The organism is Chryseobacterium sp. R2ACT005, assembly GCF_049949215.1.
In the GTDB taxonomy this organism is placed as follows: domain Bacteria; phylum Bacteroidota; class Bacteroidia; order Flavobacteriales; family Weeksellaceae; genus Chryseobacterium.
This window is the reverse complement of record NZ_CP188192.1, coordinates 3,798,204-3,814,236: the sequence shown is the minus strand read 5'-3', so window position 1 is coordinate 3,814,236 and position 16,033 is coordinate 3,798,204. Positions and strand designations below refer to the sequence as shown.

General features: G+C 35.5%; 14 protein-coding genes and 14 tRNA genes. 27 read left to right on the top strand and 1 reads right to left on the bottom strand.

The window, feature by feature from the left end; genetic code table 11:
* Positions 1–165 precede the first annotated feature (165 nt).
* The 27 genes from ACPF63_RS17465 (at position 166) to ACPF63_RS17335 (ending at position 15,200) form a co-directional block, all read left to right on the top strand.
* Positions 166–294 carry a penicillin-binding protein gene (locus ACPF63_RS17465; RefSeq protein ID WP_077413916.1) on the top strand — a complete coding sequence of 43 codons (129 nt, stop codon included), beginning with the start codon at positions 166–168 and terminating at the stop codon, positions 292–294.
* Between the two features lie 574 nt (positions 295–868).
* A tRNA-His gene (locus ACPF63_RS17460) sits at positions 869–936 on the top strand.
* Positions 937–944: 8 nt separating this feature from the next.
* A tRNA-Ile gene (locus tag ACPF63_RS17455) sits at positions 945–1,018 on the top strand.
* A 74-nt stretch (positions 1,019–1,092) separates the two neighbouring features.
* Positions 1,093–1,166, top strand: a tRNA-Lys gene (locus tag ACPF63_RS17450).
* Between the two features lie 7 nt (positions 1,167–1,173).
* Positions 1,174–1,298 (top strand) — tRNA-Arg (locus tag ACPF63_RS17445).
* Between the two features lie 146 nt (positions 1,299–1,444).
* A tRNA-Pro gene (locus ACPF63_RS17440) sits at positions 1,445–1,516 on the top strand.
* Positions 1,517–1,522: 6 nt separating this feature from the next.
* Positions 1,523–1,594 (top strand) — tRNA-Glu (locus tag ACPF63_RS17435).
* A 5-nt stretch (positions 1,595–1,599) separates the two neighbouring features.
* Positions 1,600–1,673, top strand: a tRNA-Ile gene (locus ACPF63_RS17430).
* Positions 1,674–1,677: 4 nt separating this feature from the next.
* A tRNA-Asn gene (locus ACPF63_RS17425) sits at positions 1,678–1,749 on the top strand.
* Between the two features lie 221 nt (positions 1,750–1,970).
* A tRNA-Cys gene (locus tag ACPF63_RS17420) sits at positions 1,971–2,052 on the top strand.
* Between the two features lie 130 nt (positions 2,053–2,182).
* A tRNA-Tyr gene (locus ACPF63_RS17415) sits at positions 2,183–2,269 on the top strand.
* 77 nt (positions 2,270–2,346) lie between these two features.
* Positions 2,347–2,418, top strand: a tRNA-Glu gene (locus ACPF63_RS17410).
* Positions 2,419–2,769: 351 nt separating this feature from the next.
* Positions 2,770–2,845 (top strand) — tRNA-Leu (locus ACPF63_RS17405).
* A gap of 56 nt (positions 2,846–2,901) precedes the next feature.
* Positions 2,902–2,974: transfer RNA gene (locus ACPF63_RS17400), tRNA-Phe, on the top strand.
* 184 nt (positions 2,975–3,158) lie between these two features.
* A tRNA-Trp gene (locus tag ACPF63_RS17395) sits at positions 3,159–3,229 on the top strand.
* Positions 3,230–3,329: 100 nt separating this feature from the next.
* Positions 3,330–3,815: a ribonuclease H-like YkuK family protein gene (locus ACPF63_RS17390; protein ID WP_077413917.1), complete on the top strand. Its 486-nt coding sequence runs from the start codon at positions 3,330–3,332 to the stop codon at positions 3,813–3,815.
* Positions 3,816–3,936: 121 nt separating this feature from the next.
* Positions 3,937–4,713, top strand: coding sequence for an ATP-grasp domain-containing protein (locus ACPF63_RS17385; protein WP_426480757.1), 777 nt, complete (start codon positions 3,937–3,939; stop codon positions 4,711–4,713).
* An 11-nt stretch (positions 4,714–4,724) separates the two neighbouring features.
* Entirely contained in the window at positions 4,725–5,096 is a 372-nt protein-coding gene (locus ACPF63_RS17380; protein ID WP_426480756.1) for a cyclic-phosphate processing receiver domain-containing protein, read from the top strand.
* Positions 5,096–5,659, top strand: a complete 564-nt coding sequence (locus ACPF63_RS17375; RefSeq protein WP_426480755.1) for a DinB family protein — start codon at positions 5,096–5,098, stop codon at positions 5,657–5,659. Before ACPF63_RS17380 ends, ACPF63_RS17375 begins: the two co-directional genes overlap by 1 nt.
* Positions 5,660–5,665: 6 nt before the next feature.
* Complete coding sequence (locus ACPF63_RS17370; protein WP_426480754.1) at positions 5,666–6,682, top strand: RNA ligase, Rnl2 family; 1,017 nt, start codon at positions 5,666–5,668, stop codon at positions 6,680–6,682.
* Between the two features lie 199 nt (positions 6,683–6,881).
* Entirely contained in the window at positions 6,882–7,826 is a 945-nt protein-coding gene (locus ACPF63_RS17365; protein WP_426480753.1) for a peptidase, read from the top strand.
* A 180-nt stretch (positions 7,827–8,006) separates the two neighbouring features.
* On the top strand, positions 8,007–8,570 hold the full coding sequence (locus ACPF63_RS17360) for a metallophosphoesterase family protein (protein ID WP_077413922.1): 564 nt from the start codon (positions 8,007–8,009) through the stop codon (positions 8,568–8,570).
* Positions 8,571–8,684: 114 nt separating this feature from the next.
* The gene (locus tag ACPF63_RS17355) at positions 8,685–9,227 is read left to right on the top strand and encodes an exonuclease domain-containing protein (RefSeq protein WP_426480752.1); all 543 of its coding nucleotides are present in this window, start codon (positions 8,685–8,687) and stop codon (positions 9,225–9,227) included.
* A 95-nt stretch (positions 9,228–9,322) separates the two neighbouring features.
* Entirely contained in the window at positions 9,323–9,874 is a 552-nt protein-coding gene (locus ACPF63_RS17350) for an exonuclease domain-containing protein (RefSeq protein ID WP_426480751.1), read from the top strand.
* Positions 9,875–10,270: 396 nt separating this feature from the next.
* Entirely contained in the window at positions 10,271–11,065 is a 795-nt protein-coding gene (locus tag ACPF63_RS17345) for a hypothetical protein (protein WP_426480750.1), read from the top strand.
* A 91-nt stretch (positions 11,066–11,156) separates the two neighbouring features.
* Complete coding sequence (locus ACPF63_RS17340) at positions 11,157–13,853, top strand: DUF6493 family protein (protein ID WP_426480749.1); 2,697 nt, start codon at positions 11,157–11,159, stop codon at positions 13,851–13,853.
* Positions 13,854–13,856: 3 nt separating this feature from the next.
* On the top strand, positions 13,857–15,200 hold the full coding sequence (locus tag ACPF63_RS17335; protein WP_426480748.1) for an SWIM zinc finger family protein: 1,344 nt from the start codon (positions 13,857–13,859) through the stop codon (positions 15,198–15,200).
* Positions 15,201–15,338: 138 nt separating this feature from the next.
* Here the strand turns inward: ACPF63_RS17335 and ACPF63_RS17330 are convergent, their stop codons facing one another.
* Positions 15,339–15,791, bottom strand: a complete 453-nt coding sequence (locus ACPF63_RS17330; protein ID WP_426480747.1) for a VOC family protein — start codon at positions 15,789–15,791, stop codon at positions 15,339–15,341.
* Positions 15,792–16,033: the final 242 nt, after the last annotated feature.

Here is a 16,033-nt window from a genome sequence, read left to right as displayed (position 1 = left end):
TTCATCAAATCAATTTTAATTTATCTCTCCTAGTTCCTTTAAAATAATCATTTAAAGGAATAAAAACTTTGCGTTTAAATAGATATCAACCCCTGGTTTTATTCCCCATCCTTGTGACAATTACAAAATAATACCAAAAAAGATTTATCTTTGCCCCAGAAAATTATGACAATACAAAGAGCACATATCAATGCAGAACTATGCGAAAGTCCTTCTATAAAAGGGTTATTCGGGTATGATGAGATGATATGGAATGAGGCGAAATGTGCTGACTTTGGAAATTATTTACTGTAAACTTGTAAAAAATTAATCAAAATACAACAGAAACGCTTCGGAAAACCGAGGCGTTTTTTGTTTTTTAGGTCAGAAATTATTTAGAATGAAAAAAAATAACTATAAACATGAAAAATTTTTAATAAACAATGAAACTTTAATACGATAAAATAGAGTGATAAGCAACCCGGTGAGAGACAGTCATTTAGGTAATTAAGATATCTGCAAAATATTGCGGACAGAAATTCTCTATTCTGAAAATTAAGTATAATCAATTGATTATCAATAATTTAAACCAAAAATTTATTTGCAGATTCCAAAAAATCATATTTACTTTGCAACCGAAAATTGAAAGCAACAGGTTTTCAGGATTCAATTAAAAATAATTTAAAACAAACAAAATAAAATGAAACAGTTACACAACATATTCAATCAATATTCAAGACTATTCGGACAGGATCCGGCAGGTGTTGCATGTATTCTTGAAAGTAGAATTGTGGATAAAAGGTGCTTATATACGTGGGTCAGCTAATGATCTCTTACGTTAAAATATATGAAGCGCCTCCCGAAAAGAGGCGCTTTTTTTTATGGTTTCTTTAGCTTATTTGGTAAAGCGCCGGTCTGTGGAATCGGAGAACAGGGTTCGATCCCCGGAGATACCCAAAATATAAAATCCCATGGCTCAAATGGTTAGAGCATCGACCTGATACGTCGAAGGTTGAAGGTTCGATTCCTTCTGGGATTACAAAAATGTGATTTGTGAAATTAAAAATTGACAAGCGAAGCGAATTGAAAATTGACTATTCACAAAATTAAAACAATCTCATAGCTCAAATGGTTAGAGCACCGGTCTTTTAAACCGGGGGTTGAAAGTTCAAATCTTTCTGGGATTACTATAACGGTTCCGTAGCTCAACCGGATAGAGCATGGGTTTTCTAAACCCAGGGTTAGAGGTTCGAAATACAAAGTATTCGTGAATGCCATAAAGTAAAGTATGAAATTCATGAACAATCCTCTCGGAATCACAAAAAGGTCTATTGAGGTAATGGCTAACCTGCCCGACTGTCTCTTGGGCACTGCGAGTTCAATTCTCGCATAGACCGCAAAGATTCATAAAAGATTTCGGTTCCGACTGTCTCTCGGAAAAGAATTTTAAAGTGAATCTGCAAAACTGGAAAGATAACGGTGGTTGTTTACCCGTCTTGGACGCGGGAGGTCGCAAGTTCGAATCTTGCTTTCCAGACAATTTGTTCCATTAGCATAGTGGTAAGTGCATTCGGCTTTCTACCGAACGACAAGGGTTCGATCCCCTTATGGAATACAAATGATTTCGTAGCTCAAGTGGTTAGAGTATCGGTCTGATACACCGAAGGTTGAAGGTTCGAGTCCTTCCGGAATTACAATGATTTTGTAGCTCAATGGTAGAGCACCGGCCTGTTAAACCGGAAGTTGAAAGTTCGAATCTTTCCAAAATCGCAGGTAACTAATTGTTAATTGTTTCAGGAGAAAAAGTAAAAGTTTGTCGAGAGCAGAAGATCTTTACGCCAAACACAGAAAATACTGACAAACTTTTTCTGATCTCTCCAAAGACAGTTAGAATTGAAGATATCATTTATAAATTTTTAGGTAAAATAAAGTTTGTCGAGCGCAGAAGTTCTTATATCAAACAAATTAAGACAGACTTTATTTTTTAATCTGATGGTTCGCCGAAGTGGAAGAGTCGGGGCGGTCTGCAAAACCGTTGTGTAAACTGAGTGGGTTTGAATCCCATAACCATCTCAATAAACTAAAATGAGATTAGTTCAGGAGAAAAAATAAAAGTTTGTCGAGCATAGACGATCTTATGTCAAACAAAAAAATAATGACAAACTTTATTTACTCCACAAAGAATTAATTACTCATGAAATCCGGAAGTACGCCGAAGTTGGAGAGTCGGGGCAGACTGTAAATCTGTTGCTTCATTGCTGAGTAGGTCCGAATCCTACTACTTCCACCAACCACTGATAATGTAATGGCAGCATGCAGGAAATGTACTCTTGTTGTTTAGGTTCGATTCCTGGTCAGTGGGGTTAAGCTCTATTCGTCTAACGGTGAGGACGCCTGCCTTTCGAGCAGAAAATAAGGGTTCGATTCCCTTATAGAGTACTGGATGTGAATAGCTGGTCAATATTGAATCGATATAATACCATGAAAGTTCAGATTTTTTTTAAAAATTGGCCAGTTACCATTCACACAAAAAATGAAGAAAAGAGAAAAGGTCTGTCAAGAGCAGAAGATCTTTAGTCAATAAAAATAGACAGCCTTTTACTTTTTAAAAAAACAAAATACATTAGGAAATGAGAAAGGTTTGTCAGGCGCAGAAGATCTTTACAAATACTAGCAGGCATAATTTATAAACAGACAGAGCTTTCTCAAACCTAAAATAATATGATAAGCAATGAATAGTGAGCAATAAGTAATAAGCTGTACAAAAATTACTCATTATATATAAATGCCGCGGGAATGGTGGAATGGCAGACACTCTTGACTTAGGATCAAGCTTTTGGGGGTTCGAATCCCTCTTCCCGTACCAAACATAAATACTAAATAATGCTATAATCTGAAAATTACTCATTATTTATTAAATCCGGAAGAGTGGTGTAGAAGGTCTGCACGTTAGTCTGAAAAACTAGAGGTACAGGTTCAATTCCTGTCTGTTCCACAAAAACATGAATGATAAGTAATGAGCAATGAGTAATCATTGATACCTGACTGGTTTCTGGCATTACTCATTACCAATTACTTATTACTCATTAATTTAAATACTGATTCATAGTGTAATAGGCAGCACACAAGATTTTGATTCTTGGAGTTTAGGTTCGAGTCCTAATGAATTAACAACGTTTACTCTGATAGTGTAATGGCAGCATCTCAGTCTCCAAAACTGATGGTATCGGTTCGAGTCCGGTTCGGAGTGCAAAAAATAGAAATTAGAAACTAGAAGTTAGAAATTATAACAGCTAGTGATCATTTATCAATTATCAACAATCATTTATGAATTAAAACATGTAGAAAAAATGGAAACGCAACAACAAACATGGCAGAATATGAACGGAAAATTTTTCCACAACTCTATCACACAGCTGGTAGAAGAAGCCATCATCCGCGAACAGGCAAACGGACACCGTCTGAAAGTATGTGTAGGATCAGACTCTCATGTGTACGGAGATGCCATCAGTTATGCTACGGCAGTAGTATTTATTCGTGAAGGAAAAGGAGCGTTTACCTTTATCAGAAAAGAAAGAGAAATACAGAATATCAGTATCAAGGAGCGAATGCTGAATGAGGTCAACAAATCCGTTGAAATTGCATACGCGATCTGTTCTGTGTTGGATACTTATGGTGTGGAAATGGAGGTACACGCAGACATTAATACCGACCCCGATTTTAAATCCAATGTCGCATTAAAAGATGCCATGGGATACATTCTGGGAATGGGATATGTGTTTAAAGCGAAACCTTTTGCCTTCGCAAGTTCCAATTGTGCTGATATGATGGTGTAATAAAGCTGGAAGCAGGATGATTGTAGCAGGAAGTTTAATAGTATGAATATTAACTTTCCGCATCTGGCTTCCAACTTTTATCCAAAAAAATAAATAATAGAATCTTAAAAAATTAGAAATCATGTATTTTTTAATTCAGGCTAATGTGTATTTAGATCCGGATCACTATAAAATTTTTGATGCACTGGAAGAATTGAACATTGATTATGATGTAATTAATATCACGCCAACTGCAAAGAAAATAGACTTTGATATAGAGAGAAAAGATGTTTTTGTATACGGTTCGGTAACTATTGCAAGATTGGCGAAACAAAATACAGACTGGTTTCCCGGTTCTTTTTATGGAGGTAATCACCTATATGAGGTGTATTCAAAATATTATGGCGAAAATCTCCTTAATTATAATGTTACTGTTCATAAAATTTCTGAGCAGCTGAATTGGAAAAAAGATGAGATGAAATTCATTAAACCTTATAATGAAGCGAAGATTTTTACAGGAAAAGTATTCTCAGAAACAGAATGGAAAGATTTTGTATTTGAAGCACTGGAAAGTCAAACTAATAGAATTACAGCAGATTCTTTGATACAGGTTTCCGAGGCAAAGCGGACGATAAAAGAAGCAAGACTTTGGATTGTTGGCGGACAGATTATCGATGGAGGTTATTATAAATTTAATGATAATGCTCCTTTTGAAGAAAAAGTCTCAGAAGATGGGTTCACTTTCGTTGATGATATGATTGGGCTTTTTAATCTTGAAGAAGCCTTTGTTATGGATATCTGCTTAACGGATGAAGGCTGGAAAATAGTTGAAATAAATTGTATCAACAGTTCAGGATTTTATCCAAACACCAATGTAAAAAGTGTTATAAAAGCTTTGAATATTTATTTTTCAAATTAAAAAATAAAACAATGGAAATGACAAAAAGATTATTATTTCTGGATGATATAAGATATCCGGTTGAGGCGTATCATTATACCAAACAGGATATTTTCCTCAGAAGTGACTGGCATATCATTCGGAATTACGAACAGTTTGTCAACAGGATTTTGGAAAAAGGACTTCCGGAAATGATTTCTTTTGACCATGACTTGGCAGATGAACACTATTTGGAGCCGGATTCTCAGGAATTTGTCGAAAAAACAGGATATGACTGCGCCAAATGGCTGATAGAATACTGTATGGATAATTATCTTGATCTTCCAAAATTCTATTGTCATTCTATGAATCCTGTAGGAAAGGAAAATATTCTTAGCCTTTTAAAAAACTTTAAAAAACTGTAATGGACATTTTTAGATATATTCAAGATATAAAAACTCATCTGAAACTCACATTTGATGACGTGGATAGATGGTTTAAAAAAGATAAAAAAACGTTGAATTATCAACCTTCAAACGGAGGTTGGACGATTCAACAGATTTTAGAACATATTTATCTTACGAATTTTTACTTGCTAATCCTTATTGAAAAAGGTTTCAAGAAAGCAATGAAAAATTCTTTGAATCTTGACCTTGGATCTGAAATTAAAAACTACAGTTTCAATAAGGAAAACTTTGACAGGGTAGGTGAACATGGCGCTTTTGAATGGATAAGACCGGAACATATGGAACCGAAAGGAGAAATGAATCTGGATGAAATCAGAAACCTGATTACTCAGCAATATCTTCAGTGTTTACAATATCTGGAAGTAATGGAAAATGGTGAAGGTTTCTTGTATAAAACAACAATGACGGTGAATGAACTAGAGAAAATTAATGTATATGAATATATTTATTTTCTGTCACTTCATGCCCAAAGGCACATTACCCAGATGAAAAAAAACGAATTAGAAACGATTAAAAACTAAAACAAAATGATTTTCAAAACATATAACTCTATAGAAAATGCTTACCAGGCCCGCGTGATCGAACAGATCAGAATGCAGGGTTTTGGGGATGAGGTTTTCATAGTACAGGAAAAAGTTCACGGAGCTAATTTCTCTTTCTTTACCGATGGAAAGGAAATTAAAATTGCGAAGAGAACTGCTTTCATCGAAAAAGATGAGAAATTTTTCAATGCACATCAGATGTTGGAACGCTATAAAAAAAATGTAATAGAAGTGTTTCAAAAAGTGAAAACGATTTACCCGGATGTAGAAACTGTAGTGATCTACGGTGAATTGTTCGGTGGCGGCTACAAACATAATGAAGTGGAACCCGTAAAAGATGCTGTGAAGGTACAGAAAGGCATTGAATATGCTCCTCACAACGAATTTTACGCTTTCGATATCAAGTTGAATGGAATTACCTATTTGGATACAGACGTTGTCAATCAGATTTTTGAGGAGACAGGATTTTTCTATGCTAAAATCTTGTTCCAGGGAACTCTTGAGGACGCTTTGAAATTCCCCAATGTTTTCAATTCAAAAATTCCAGCTTGGCTGGGACTTCCTGAATTGGAGAACAATATGTGTGAAGGTACCATTGTAAAAACTTTGAAAACCAAATACTTTGGAAACGGTGCAAGAATTATTCTGAAAAATAAGAATGAAAAGTGGGTCGAAAAGTCTAAAATGGTTAAAAAAGAAGGTAAAACTGTTCAGAAACAGGTTCATTTCAGTGATAAAGCTCAGGAGATCTGGGAAGAAATCCAAAAATATGCTACAGTCAACAGATTAAATAATGTGGTAAGCAAAATCGGCGAATTCCAACCTAAAATGATAGGGAAGGTAATTGGTCTTTTTTCACAGGATATTTTAGAGGATTTCCAAAAAGACTTTCCAGCAGCTTTCACAGCTATTGAAAAAGACGAGCAGAAAAAGATCAATAAAAAATTGAATTCTTTAGCAATTGATTTTATAAAAGAAGAGTTGATGACTCTTAAAGTGTAGTTTCGGTAATTTTTTACCGAAACTTTTTTATGTGTAAACTTAACCATCAAAATAAGATAAATATCAAAAATCTTTGATTTTCATTAAGCAGCTAGTTTATTATTCCGATAGGAATCTCGATAGATAAAAATAGAGGTTAGATTCTTTCAGAATGACAGCTGTTATGAATATTTTTTATGGTTCAAAAAAAGAAAAAACTATGTTACAGGCAGAAATAAAAAGTCTTTTAAAAGAAGACATCAGTATATTGATCAAAGTCCCTAACTCAGGAAAGCATTATTTGTGTGATTGTGGTGAAGCAAGTTTATTGACGGTGAAAGAAGTACAGTCTATATCAGCCATCTTCATCAGTCATACCCATATTGATCACTTTTCAAATTTTGACCGGGTTTTCAGGCATCAGATCGGAAGTGGAGAAAAAGTGGTGATCTGTGGACCAAAAAATATTCATCAGCAGGTTGAGGCAAGGTTAAAATCTTACACCTGGAATTTGATTGATGAAAAGGCAATTGCATATGAAATTCGTGAGATTGTTTCAAAAGATGAAATTAATATCTACGCCCTTCATCCGCCAAATTGGAATCTGGAACTAATTAATACCCAAAATTTCCTTTTTGAAGACGAATATGTAAACGTTGATTTTGCTATTCTGGATCACAAAACAGATTCCATCGCTTATTTGTTTAAAGAAAAAGATTCGGTAAGTTTTAATGAAAATATTTCCGGCTTTAGAAAGGGAAAGTGGATCAGCGAGTTGAAGACCGCTTTTGAAAATAATGATGGAGACAAAGAAATTGAAATTGAAGGAACTGTTTATAACGCAGCAGATCTCTTTCATTTGTTAACCCGAAATACCGGATACAAGCTTGGTGTCATCATGGATCATGCGGCAGAAGAAAACAATTACGAAAAAATAAGAACTGTATTTGGAGGAGCAGATCTCGTGTATATTGAAAGCTTTTATAAAGATACAGATCAGGAATTTGCAAAGATCAATTACCATAGTTTTGCTTCTGCATCAGGAAAAATAATGAATGAATGCCAGGTGAGAGATGCAGTCCCGATTCACTTTTCAAGAAGATATACGGAGCGTGATCAGGAAGAAATTGAAACAGCTTTTTATAAAGCATTTCGTAAGAATTAATTAAAAATATTTATTAAACAAAAACTATAAAATCCACAGATTGCATATACGTGTAGTTGCCATTCTGACGAAGGAAGAATCTCTTTCAAACTGAAGATAGATTATTCACTTTTCCACAGACTCTCAGACTGTATTTGGAATGACAGTGGGAATGTTGTAGTTAAAAACAATTAAAAAAAAATGAAACCCAATATATTTTTTACAGCTGACCATCATTTTGGTCATGAAAATATTATAAAATTTTCAGAAAGACCTTTTGAATCTCTGGATCATATGAATGAAGAACTCATTAAAAGATGGAACAAAAAAATTCAACCCGGTGATACAGTCTACCATTTAGGAGATATGAGCCTTGGGAAACCAGATTTTACAAAAGAGATTTTAGATAGATTGAATGGTAATATCCATCTCATCAAAGGTAATCACGAAGGTGCTGCTCTCACATATCCCAAGCGTTTTGCTTCCATCAGAGATTATCACGAACTGAAAATTGATGAAGCAGATAACAGCAACGGAAAACAGAAAATCATTCTTTTCCACTATGCTATGCGTACCTGGAATGGCTCGCACCGCGGTGTCTGGCAGTTATATGGCCATTCACACGGGACATTGCCGGATGATGAGATGGCACTCAGCTTTGACGTAGGAGTAGACTGCCACGATTTTTACCCGGTTTCCTACGAGGAAGTCAAAGAATTGATGAAAAGGAAAAAGTGGACACCACCATTTGCTCCAAGAAATTAATTACAAGTAATAAGTAATGATTTGATGGAAGGAAAAATGAAAATAATATTTCATTGCGTATTGAACAGCCTTCATCATACATTTTACTTTTTGCATTGTACATTTTACAATAACATGAAAACAACCAATGAGATCATAATTATTGATCTGGAAGCTACGTGCTGGGAAAACGACAGAATTCCCATCGGGCAGAAAGTCGATATTATAGAAATAGGGATTTGCAAATTAAACTTAACATCAAAAGCAATTTCCCAAAAACAAAGCATTTATGTAATTCCTGAAAGATCAGAAATCAACAGATTCTGTACAAAACTGACCGGAATTACTCCTCAATTGATAGAAGAAAAAGGAATTTATTTTGAAGAAGCCTGCGAAATGATCAGAGATCAATACCGTTCTGCGCCACTTATATGGGCAGGATACGGAAACTTTGATGGAGAACAGATCATAGAACAGTGTGACTGGCTTGGAATAACAAACCCTTTTTCAGAAAACTATATGAATGTGATGCATGAATTCAGAAGACATTTCAGACTGCACAAACAAATAGGGCTTAAAAGAGCCTTGAGCTATCTGAATATGGACTTTGAAGGCACCCATCACAGTGGAGCAGATGATGCTTACAATACAGCCAGAATTTTAAGTAAGATTCTGTAAATAATTAGGATGGATGACTGAAGCTGGGAGCTGGAAGTAAATCACATGCTGTAAAACTTCCCTCTTCCATCCTTTAACAATTAAATTTTAAACAAGTGAAAACAACAGAAAATATATTAATAGTAGATCTTGAAGCAACATGTTGGGAAAACTACCCGCCAAGAGGTCAGGAAAGCGAGATCATCGAAATCGGAGTATGCATCATGAATGCAAAGACCGGTAAGATCTCCAAAAATGAAGGGATTTTAATAAAGCCCCAATACTCAAAAGTAAGTCCGTTCTGTACGGAACTTACTACTCTTACCCAAAATATGCTGGATGATGAAGGAGTCATGCTGGATGATGCATTCGATATTCTGAGAGCAGAATATGATTCAGAAGAACTTACATGGGCGAGCTACGGAAACTACGATCTTAATATGCTTCAGAACCAGGCAAGAAGGTTCTATACAGATTATCCTATGAGTGATGACCATATCAATGTGAAAACATTATTCGGACAAACTCATCCTACTATCAGAAAAAGTGTTGGGATGAACAGGGCTTTGGGTGAATTGGGTATGACTTTAGAAGGTACACACCACAGGGGAGTGGATGATGCCAAAAACATTGCAAAGATTCTGCATTGGTGTCTGAAGAATTATTAAATAATCTGAAATAATAATAGATCAATTTAAAAATGAAGACTGTCTCAAAGCATGAGACAGTCTTTTTTATTTTGTAAGTGTATAAAATTTAATGAATTACAACCCGGATTTTGATATTTTAAATAAAATTAACGTATCTGTACAATATAATGGTTTCATCACAAGGTATTATAAATTCTAAAATTAAGACACTAAACAATGTGTAAATATCAAAGTAGAGAGTCTTTAGACACTTTTTTATTAATATATCTTTAAACAGGGAATTGTTTTTATGTTGTCAAAGTGATGGTATCAGTTGTTTTATTAACTTAATATTTTGTTAAAAAATTCACTTTAATGGGATAATTTACTGTCTACCAGTCATTTTTTTATATTTTAGCTGATAAGAATGAATTTATGCTTATTGATGGTGTTTTTGAGATAAAAAAATTAAACTATAAAATAAAGGAAATTACTCCTTTTCTTAAAAAGCTTACACCAAAAGGTAAAAAAGAAGTTGCTGCTCTTTTAAAAAAATATAATAATAAAAAACTGAGCCGCAATACAATTTGTGTATTGGCTTCTTTGATTTGCTGCAAAGCGGGAAATGAGTACAATGACAAATCCGGATATGTTGTAATACCGGCTTATTTTGTCGACGAATTCTTTGAAAATCACCTTCTTGAAAATACCTCTTTTTTGAACAATTTATTCAATTCTTATCGTTGTGTTTATCATAATGGCCTGTTTAAAATTTTATATAAGAGACTTTGTTTTTCAGATTCTTTTTTTTCAATGAAAAGCAATGAAATTTTATCAAGTGCTGTATATCAATATAATACCAAGGAAGGAATGGCGTTTCCGGGTGTTTGGATGAAGTTGAATTCATCTTCTCTGCAGATGCATTATTTATTCCTCTCTTTGGGACTGTTTAATAAATACGAAACACTCTCTGGTACGGCTTTTGAAGCCTTATTAAACAATACAGTTTCGGATGATTTTAAGAAACAGAGATTAGAAATATCAATCGGTAAAAAGGTCAGTTTTGAATGGACAATAGTAAAGATATTTACAGAAAAGTTTTTAAAACTTATCAACCTGATTACCAATCGAAATATCGCTTTCAGAAAACTGCTGATCCCCATTCTTTCAGCTGTTGAGAAATCAGTTTTTAATGTTAAAAGCTCTCCAATTTTTGTTATGAACTGGTAAAGCAGAACCAGACCAAGACAATTATCGGACTGCTGGAAGAATGGAAAAAATGAATAACCTGAAACAAATTTATACATCAAATTAGAAGCGCATGAAAGAAAGACTTTATGAGATCCTTAATGAGGAAAAGATACATGAGATTATCCCTTTTCTAAAAGAACTTAGCATTGAAGAAAGGAAAACCCTGGTGCCCTCTATAAAGAAAATGGACAGGGAAATCAGTAAAATTGTAATGACTAAAAACTCCTACCACACGGCAGGATCTGTAAGCCAACATTCCATTATTGATATTGCTTCATTTGTCTGTATGGATAAAAAGAATTTCGGTAAAAACTACTGGAGTCTTTTCCGTAATGCAGAACAGACCGAACAGATTCTGGAGTGGGGCTGCCCAGAATGGTTTTCAGACTTTATCAATGAATCCGTAGAAGCTGAATTTACAGCGTTTAACTATAAAGATATTTTAGGATGGACAGAAAAAGGCTACGTACAGCCCAAACCGGAATTGCTGGGACATCATCTGAGTAATTATCCGGCTGAATTGGACCGTCATCCCGAAACCCTTAATACCCACTTTTGGTACTTATGTGAATATCCTTCCAAATCTTTACCTTTCCGTAAAGAATGGTTTCCTATCGTTCAGAAACTGATCACAGAAAAAAAGATTGAAAGAAAAAGATTTTTAAAAGAATGCCTTCTGGCTTCCAACAGAAATTTTAATAAAAATGTCACGGGCTGGTTTATGGATGCATTTACATCATTAAAACCAACTGAAGAAGAACTTTCTGAGCTGCAGGATGAATTGCTTGCAGGGTTGGCCTCCTCACAGTCAAAAGCTGTGAATACCATATTATCACATTTGAAAAAAATTGTGGGAGTTCCTGATTTTAAGAATGATGAGTTTTCCCATTACCTTCCGAATCTGCTGAGCTCAGAAGTAAAAACAGTGGTTGTTTCCAGTCTGGTACTGACCGAAAAAATATTTCAGAGAAAGAAAATAGATCCTGAAATGCTGGGAATGGCTCTAAGTACAGCATTTGTCAGCAAAGATGATGGCGTACAGTCAAAAGCTGCGAAAATTATCCTTAAATATATTCCGGCTTCAGAAAATATGATAGAAGCTCTTGCACATTATTCGGATAATATACTGACTAATGTACGTCCTCTTCTTATAAAATATATTGAAGAAACACAACCGGAGCTGGAGGCAATAGCTTCAGAAAAACTATCCCTGACTCCAGAAGAAAATGCGGTGAAAGTACTTGAGAACTTTGAAGACCTGATGTTTTATCTTCCTGTGGCCATGGATGATCCGTACAGTCATCATTGTGATATTGCTTTGGCTGGATTTATCCGCTTTGCCGGTGATGTAAATGCTGAGTCTGTGAAATTAATAGAACCTGTATTTTTGAAAGCCTGTAAAACAATTGCGAAATGGGAAGTTCCCTATCTGAATGTTTTACTATGCAATGCTATTATCAACTATGGTTTGGATTTACTGGAAAAATATCCGATTCAGCTTAAAAACCTGGAAAAAATTTACCATAAAACCAAAGATGAGGAAGCCGAAAGAGAATCTTACTCCAATTATCAGAAAAAATTGGGACCGATTGAAAATGTAGGAGCAGATTGCCCCGCCAGAATCGCGTTTAAAGAGCTTGCTATTTATGCGTATGAAAAAATAAAGTCAGGAGATAAAATCCCGCTATTGTTCCCGGTTACCCATGCTCCATGCTGGATTTCCCCTGTTACACTGGTGGAAAGATTAGAGAGCTATCAGAATAATAATATCGTACCTCATCATCTTGATATTCAGCTGGCATTGCAGCGTTGTGCTTTAGACAATACTTCAGAAGCTGTGATAGAAGTTGAAAAAAGATTAAAGGGAGAATATAAAGAACTGTTACTTTTCTTCTTTGGCAAAAATGCCAGACCGGAAGGAAAATTTGAACACCCTTCATGGTGGATGACTGCGGGAATTACCCGTTCGCCGGAAATTGTGTTTGAAGAATTCAGCAGTTTCGGATATGATGATATTCCTGTAGAATTCTTTTCAGGGACTTACAAATGGAAAACCATTGATAATAAGAAAAACTCATACTATCCTGTAGAGCTGAAAATTGTTCTTCCCAAATATCATCTTGTAAAAAGGAAAGCCCCTTTATTCGTGGAATATTTCATTGCCGAACAGAAAGAACTTACCGAAATCCCTGCATTGATGCTGTGTTTTCCGAACACTCCGGCAAATGCTTTGGCAAAAGTAATCAAGCACTGCCTTTTCTTTTCAGGAATTGCCGAAGTTTATGAAAGAAGCCTGGTTTTGAATACTGCGAATGCGCTTTATCAGATCAAAAAACCTTTGGATGAAATCGGGTATTTGTTCTTAGGAACTATTTTCCTGGACAGCGATAAAACGATCCGTGGTACAGCAGCTGAAATTTGGCTGGAACACGTTTCTTCCCAAACGATGGATAATGCATGGTTAGGAAGAGTAATCGGTCTCCATGAAAAGCTGGAATGGGCTCCTGTTAAAAGATTGACAGATCTTATACAGCATCATATGCTGAATGTAAGTAAGAACCATAATATTGCTCTGGAAGAATTGATTTCCAATATATTGCTTCAAATGGAAACGCCGGTTACCAATCTGAAAAAGATTCTGGAAATCTACCATGAAGTATTGGCTTTGAATCACTCAGAAGCCCATAAGGAGATAATCGGGAAACTGGATAGCTGGAAAGAAAATTCAAGTCTGAAAAAAATCTGCAGTCTTCTTCTGAAAAAATAGATTATGGAGGGTACGCTTATTTACAACTACTCAGGAACATCCTCTTTAGTAAGGAAAGATGCGCTTGAAGAACTTTTTCTCGCTAAGTACAGTGAAGTACATAAAAATACCAGTGCTCCATGTTTTTTCTGGGGGAATGTCAGGCAGCCTTTTATTTTAGCACGCTGCCTGATTGCACTTTCCAATATTGTGAAATCCAGTTTTAATCTGTCTCCGTTTCAGATGGGACTTCTCAAAGATCCAATAGTAACAGCCGGAAATCAAAGATTACGCTTTGAGGGTTTTTCTCACTGTGCCGGAGTCTACGCAAGAGTTGATATACTGCCTGATGGTTTGGAAGGAGAATTTCTGGAAAACGGAACTACAAATGTAGATTTTAACCAGCCTATGATAACAGCCCTGGGAAGTATCCGCCCAAATGAAAAAATTATGCTTTCCGTAGGTGAAAAAGAAGTGGCTCTGTATAAAGAAGAAGAAAAAGTAACAGAAAGAAAAGTCCCTTTGCCATCAAAATGGATTAAAGGACTGGGAACGGTTCAGGTTTATTTATCAGAATCTGAAAAACGATATGCTTTTAATAAAATCCAGACACAGCAGCTGTTCCGGGGAATGCCGAAAGGAACTATAAAGTCCGATTATTATCTGATTGTGAGAGGAAATAAACCCTTTTTTTCTCCGGTAAAATCTGCAGATGCTATTTGTATAGGCGGGCTTCACAGGCTTCGTCTTTTAGAGCCTCTGCTTCCTTATATTGATTCTATGCAGGTTTTTCCACATTCTAATATGCAGTCTACAACATGGCAGCTTTATATGGGACATATCAGATTCTGCTTTTCTTTGTCAAGAGAGTGCTGGAGAGGTTTCTCAGGAGAAGGTGCTGTATTGGAAAGCCTGATTTCTGAAGTCTCTGATGAGTGGATTGATGCTTTGGATAAGTATGCCTATGCCAATCAATCTTTTAATCCTGCCATGCTTGCTCTGAAGGAAAATCTGAGTTTCAGTAAAGCTGATAATGTTACAGGAAGACTTGCTGCAATGGGATTACTGGGCTATGACCTTGATGATCAAGAATTTTTCTACCGCAGACTTCCTTTTAAATTGAGCCGTATTATTGGCCTCAACCCCCGTATAAAAAATGCCGAAAAGTTGATAGAATGCGGAAAGATAGAAATTTTAAATAGCAACAAAGAAAGAACAGAAGCCAGAGTAGAAGGAACCGGTGTGCACCATACAGTAATCATTGAACAAGAAAAAGAACGCTGTACCTGCGAATGGTTCAGTAAGTATCAGGGAGAAAGAGGTCCCTGTAAACACGTGTTGGCAGTGAAGAAACTGGTAAACAGTTAAAAACTTCTCCTATCTGATTTTATTATCTTGTCGACAGTAGCAGGGACACAAAAATTTTGTATCCCCTCATAACTTTGATTTCTTGTGCCTGTGCGTTATTTCAGTAGCTGACAGGTATTTTTATCTCAATCTTTTACCTCAATCTTTTACCTGTCTCATCCATTCCTCATAACTAAGTACACCCAATTCCGGTTTGCTTTCTCCCTCAAGAATAGAGATAAATTCAAGCTGGTTTCCATCCGGATCATTAAAATAAACAGCAACAGCCGGCATCCACGCAAATACCATTGGTTCAGCACTTCCATTTTTTAGGAAATTGTAGGGCTTTAGATCTTTATTTTCTAAAAACTCCACTGAATAGTTTAAAATATCTTCCTTACTGCTGGAAAAGGCAAAATGTCTGGTCTGAAGATTCTCCTTCTGCTCCCACAATCCCAACATAAATTCTTTCCCTTCTCCAACCCATAAAAAAGCAATAGGTCTTGTTTCATCTCTATGAGCCAGTTTCAATCCTAATACTTTTGTATAAAACTGTATTGCATTTTCCAGATTGCTCACCTGAACATGAGTTTCATATATTCCCTTAATCATAGCTTAATTTTAATGACAAAGCTAGAAAACCCTTTCTGAAAAACAGATCAGAGATGATTTCTTTAATGAAAATGAATGATAGAAGGATTTTATAATTAAGGATTAGGGATTAGGGATTAGGGATTAGGGATTAGGTTGTTGGTAAATATCACTATCTGTTTTCAAAATCAATTCAATAGAGGTGGGCTTTAGCCCGCCTTACAAGCAACTCATTCATCCAGCTTCAGCCAAAATTTAAAAAT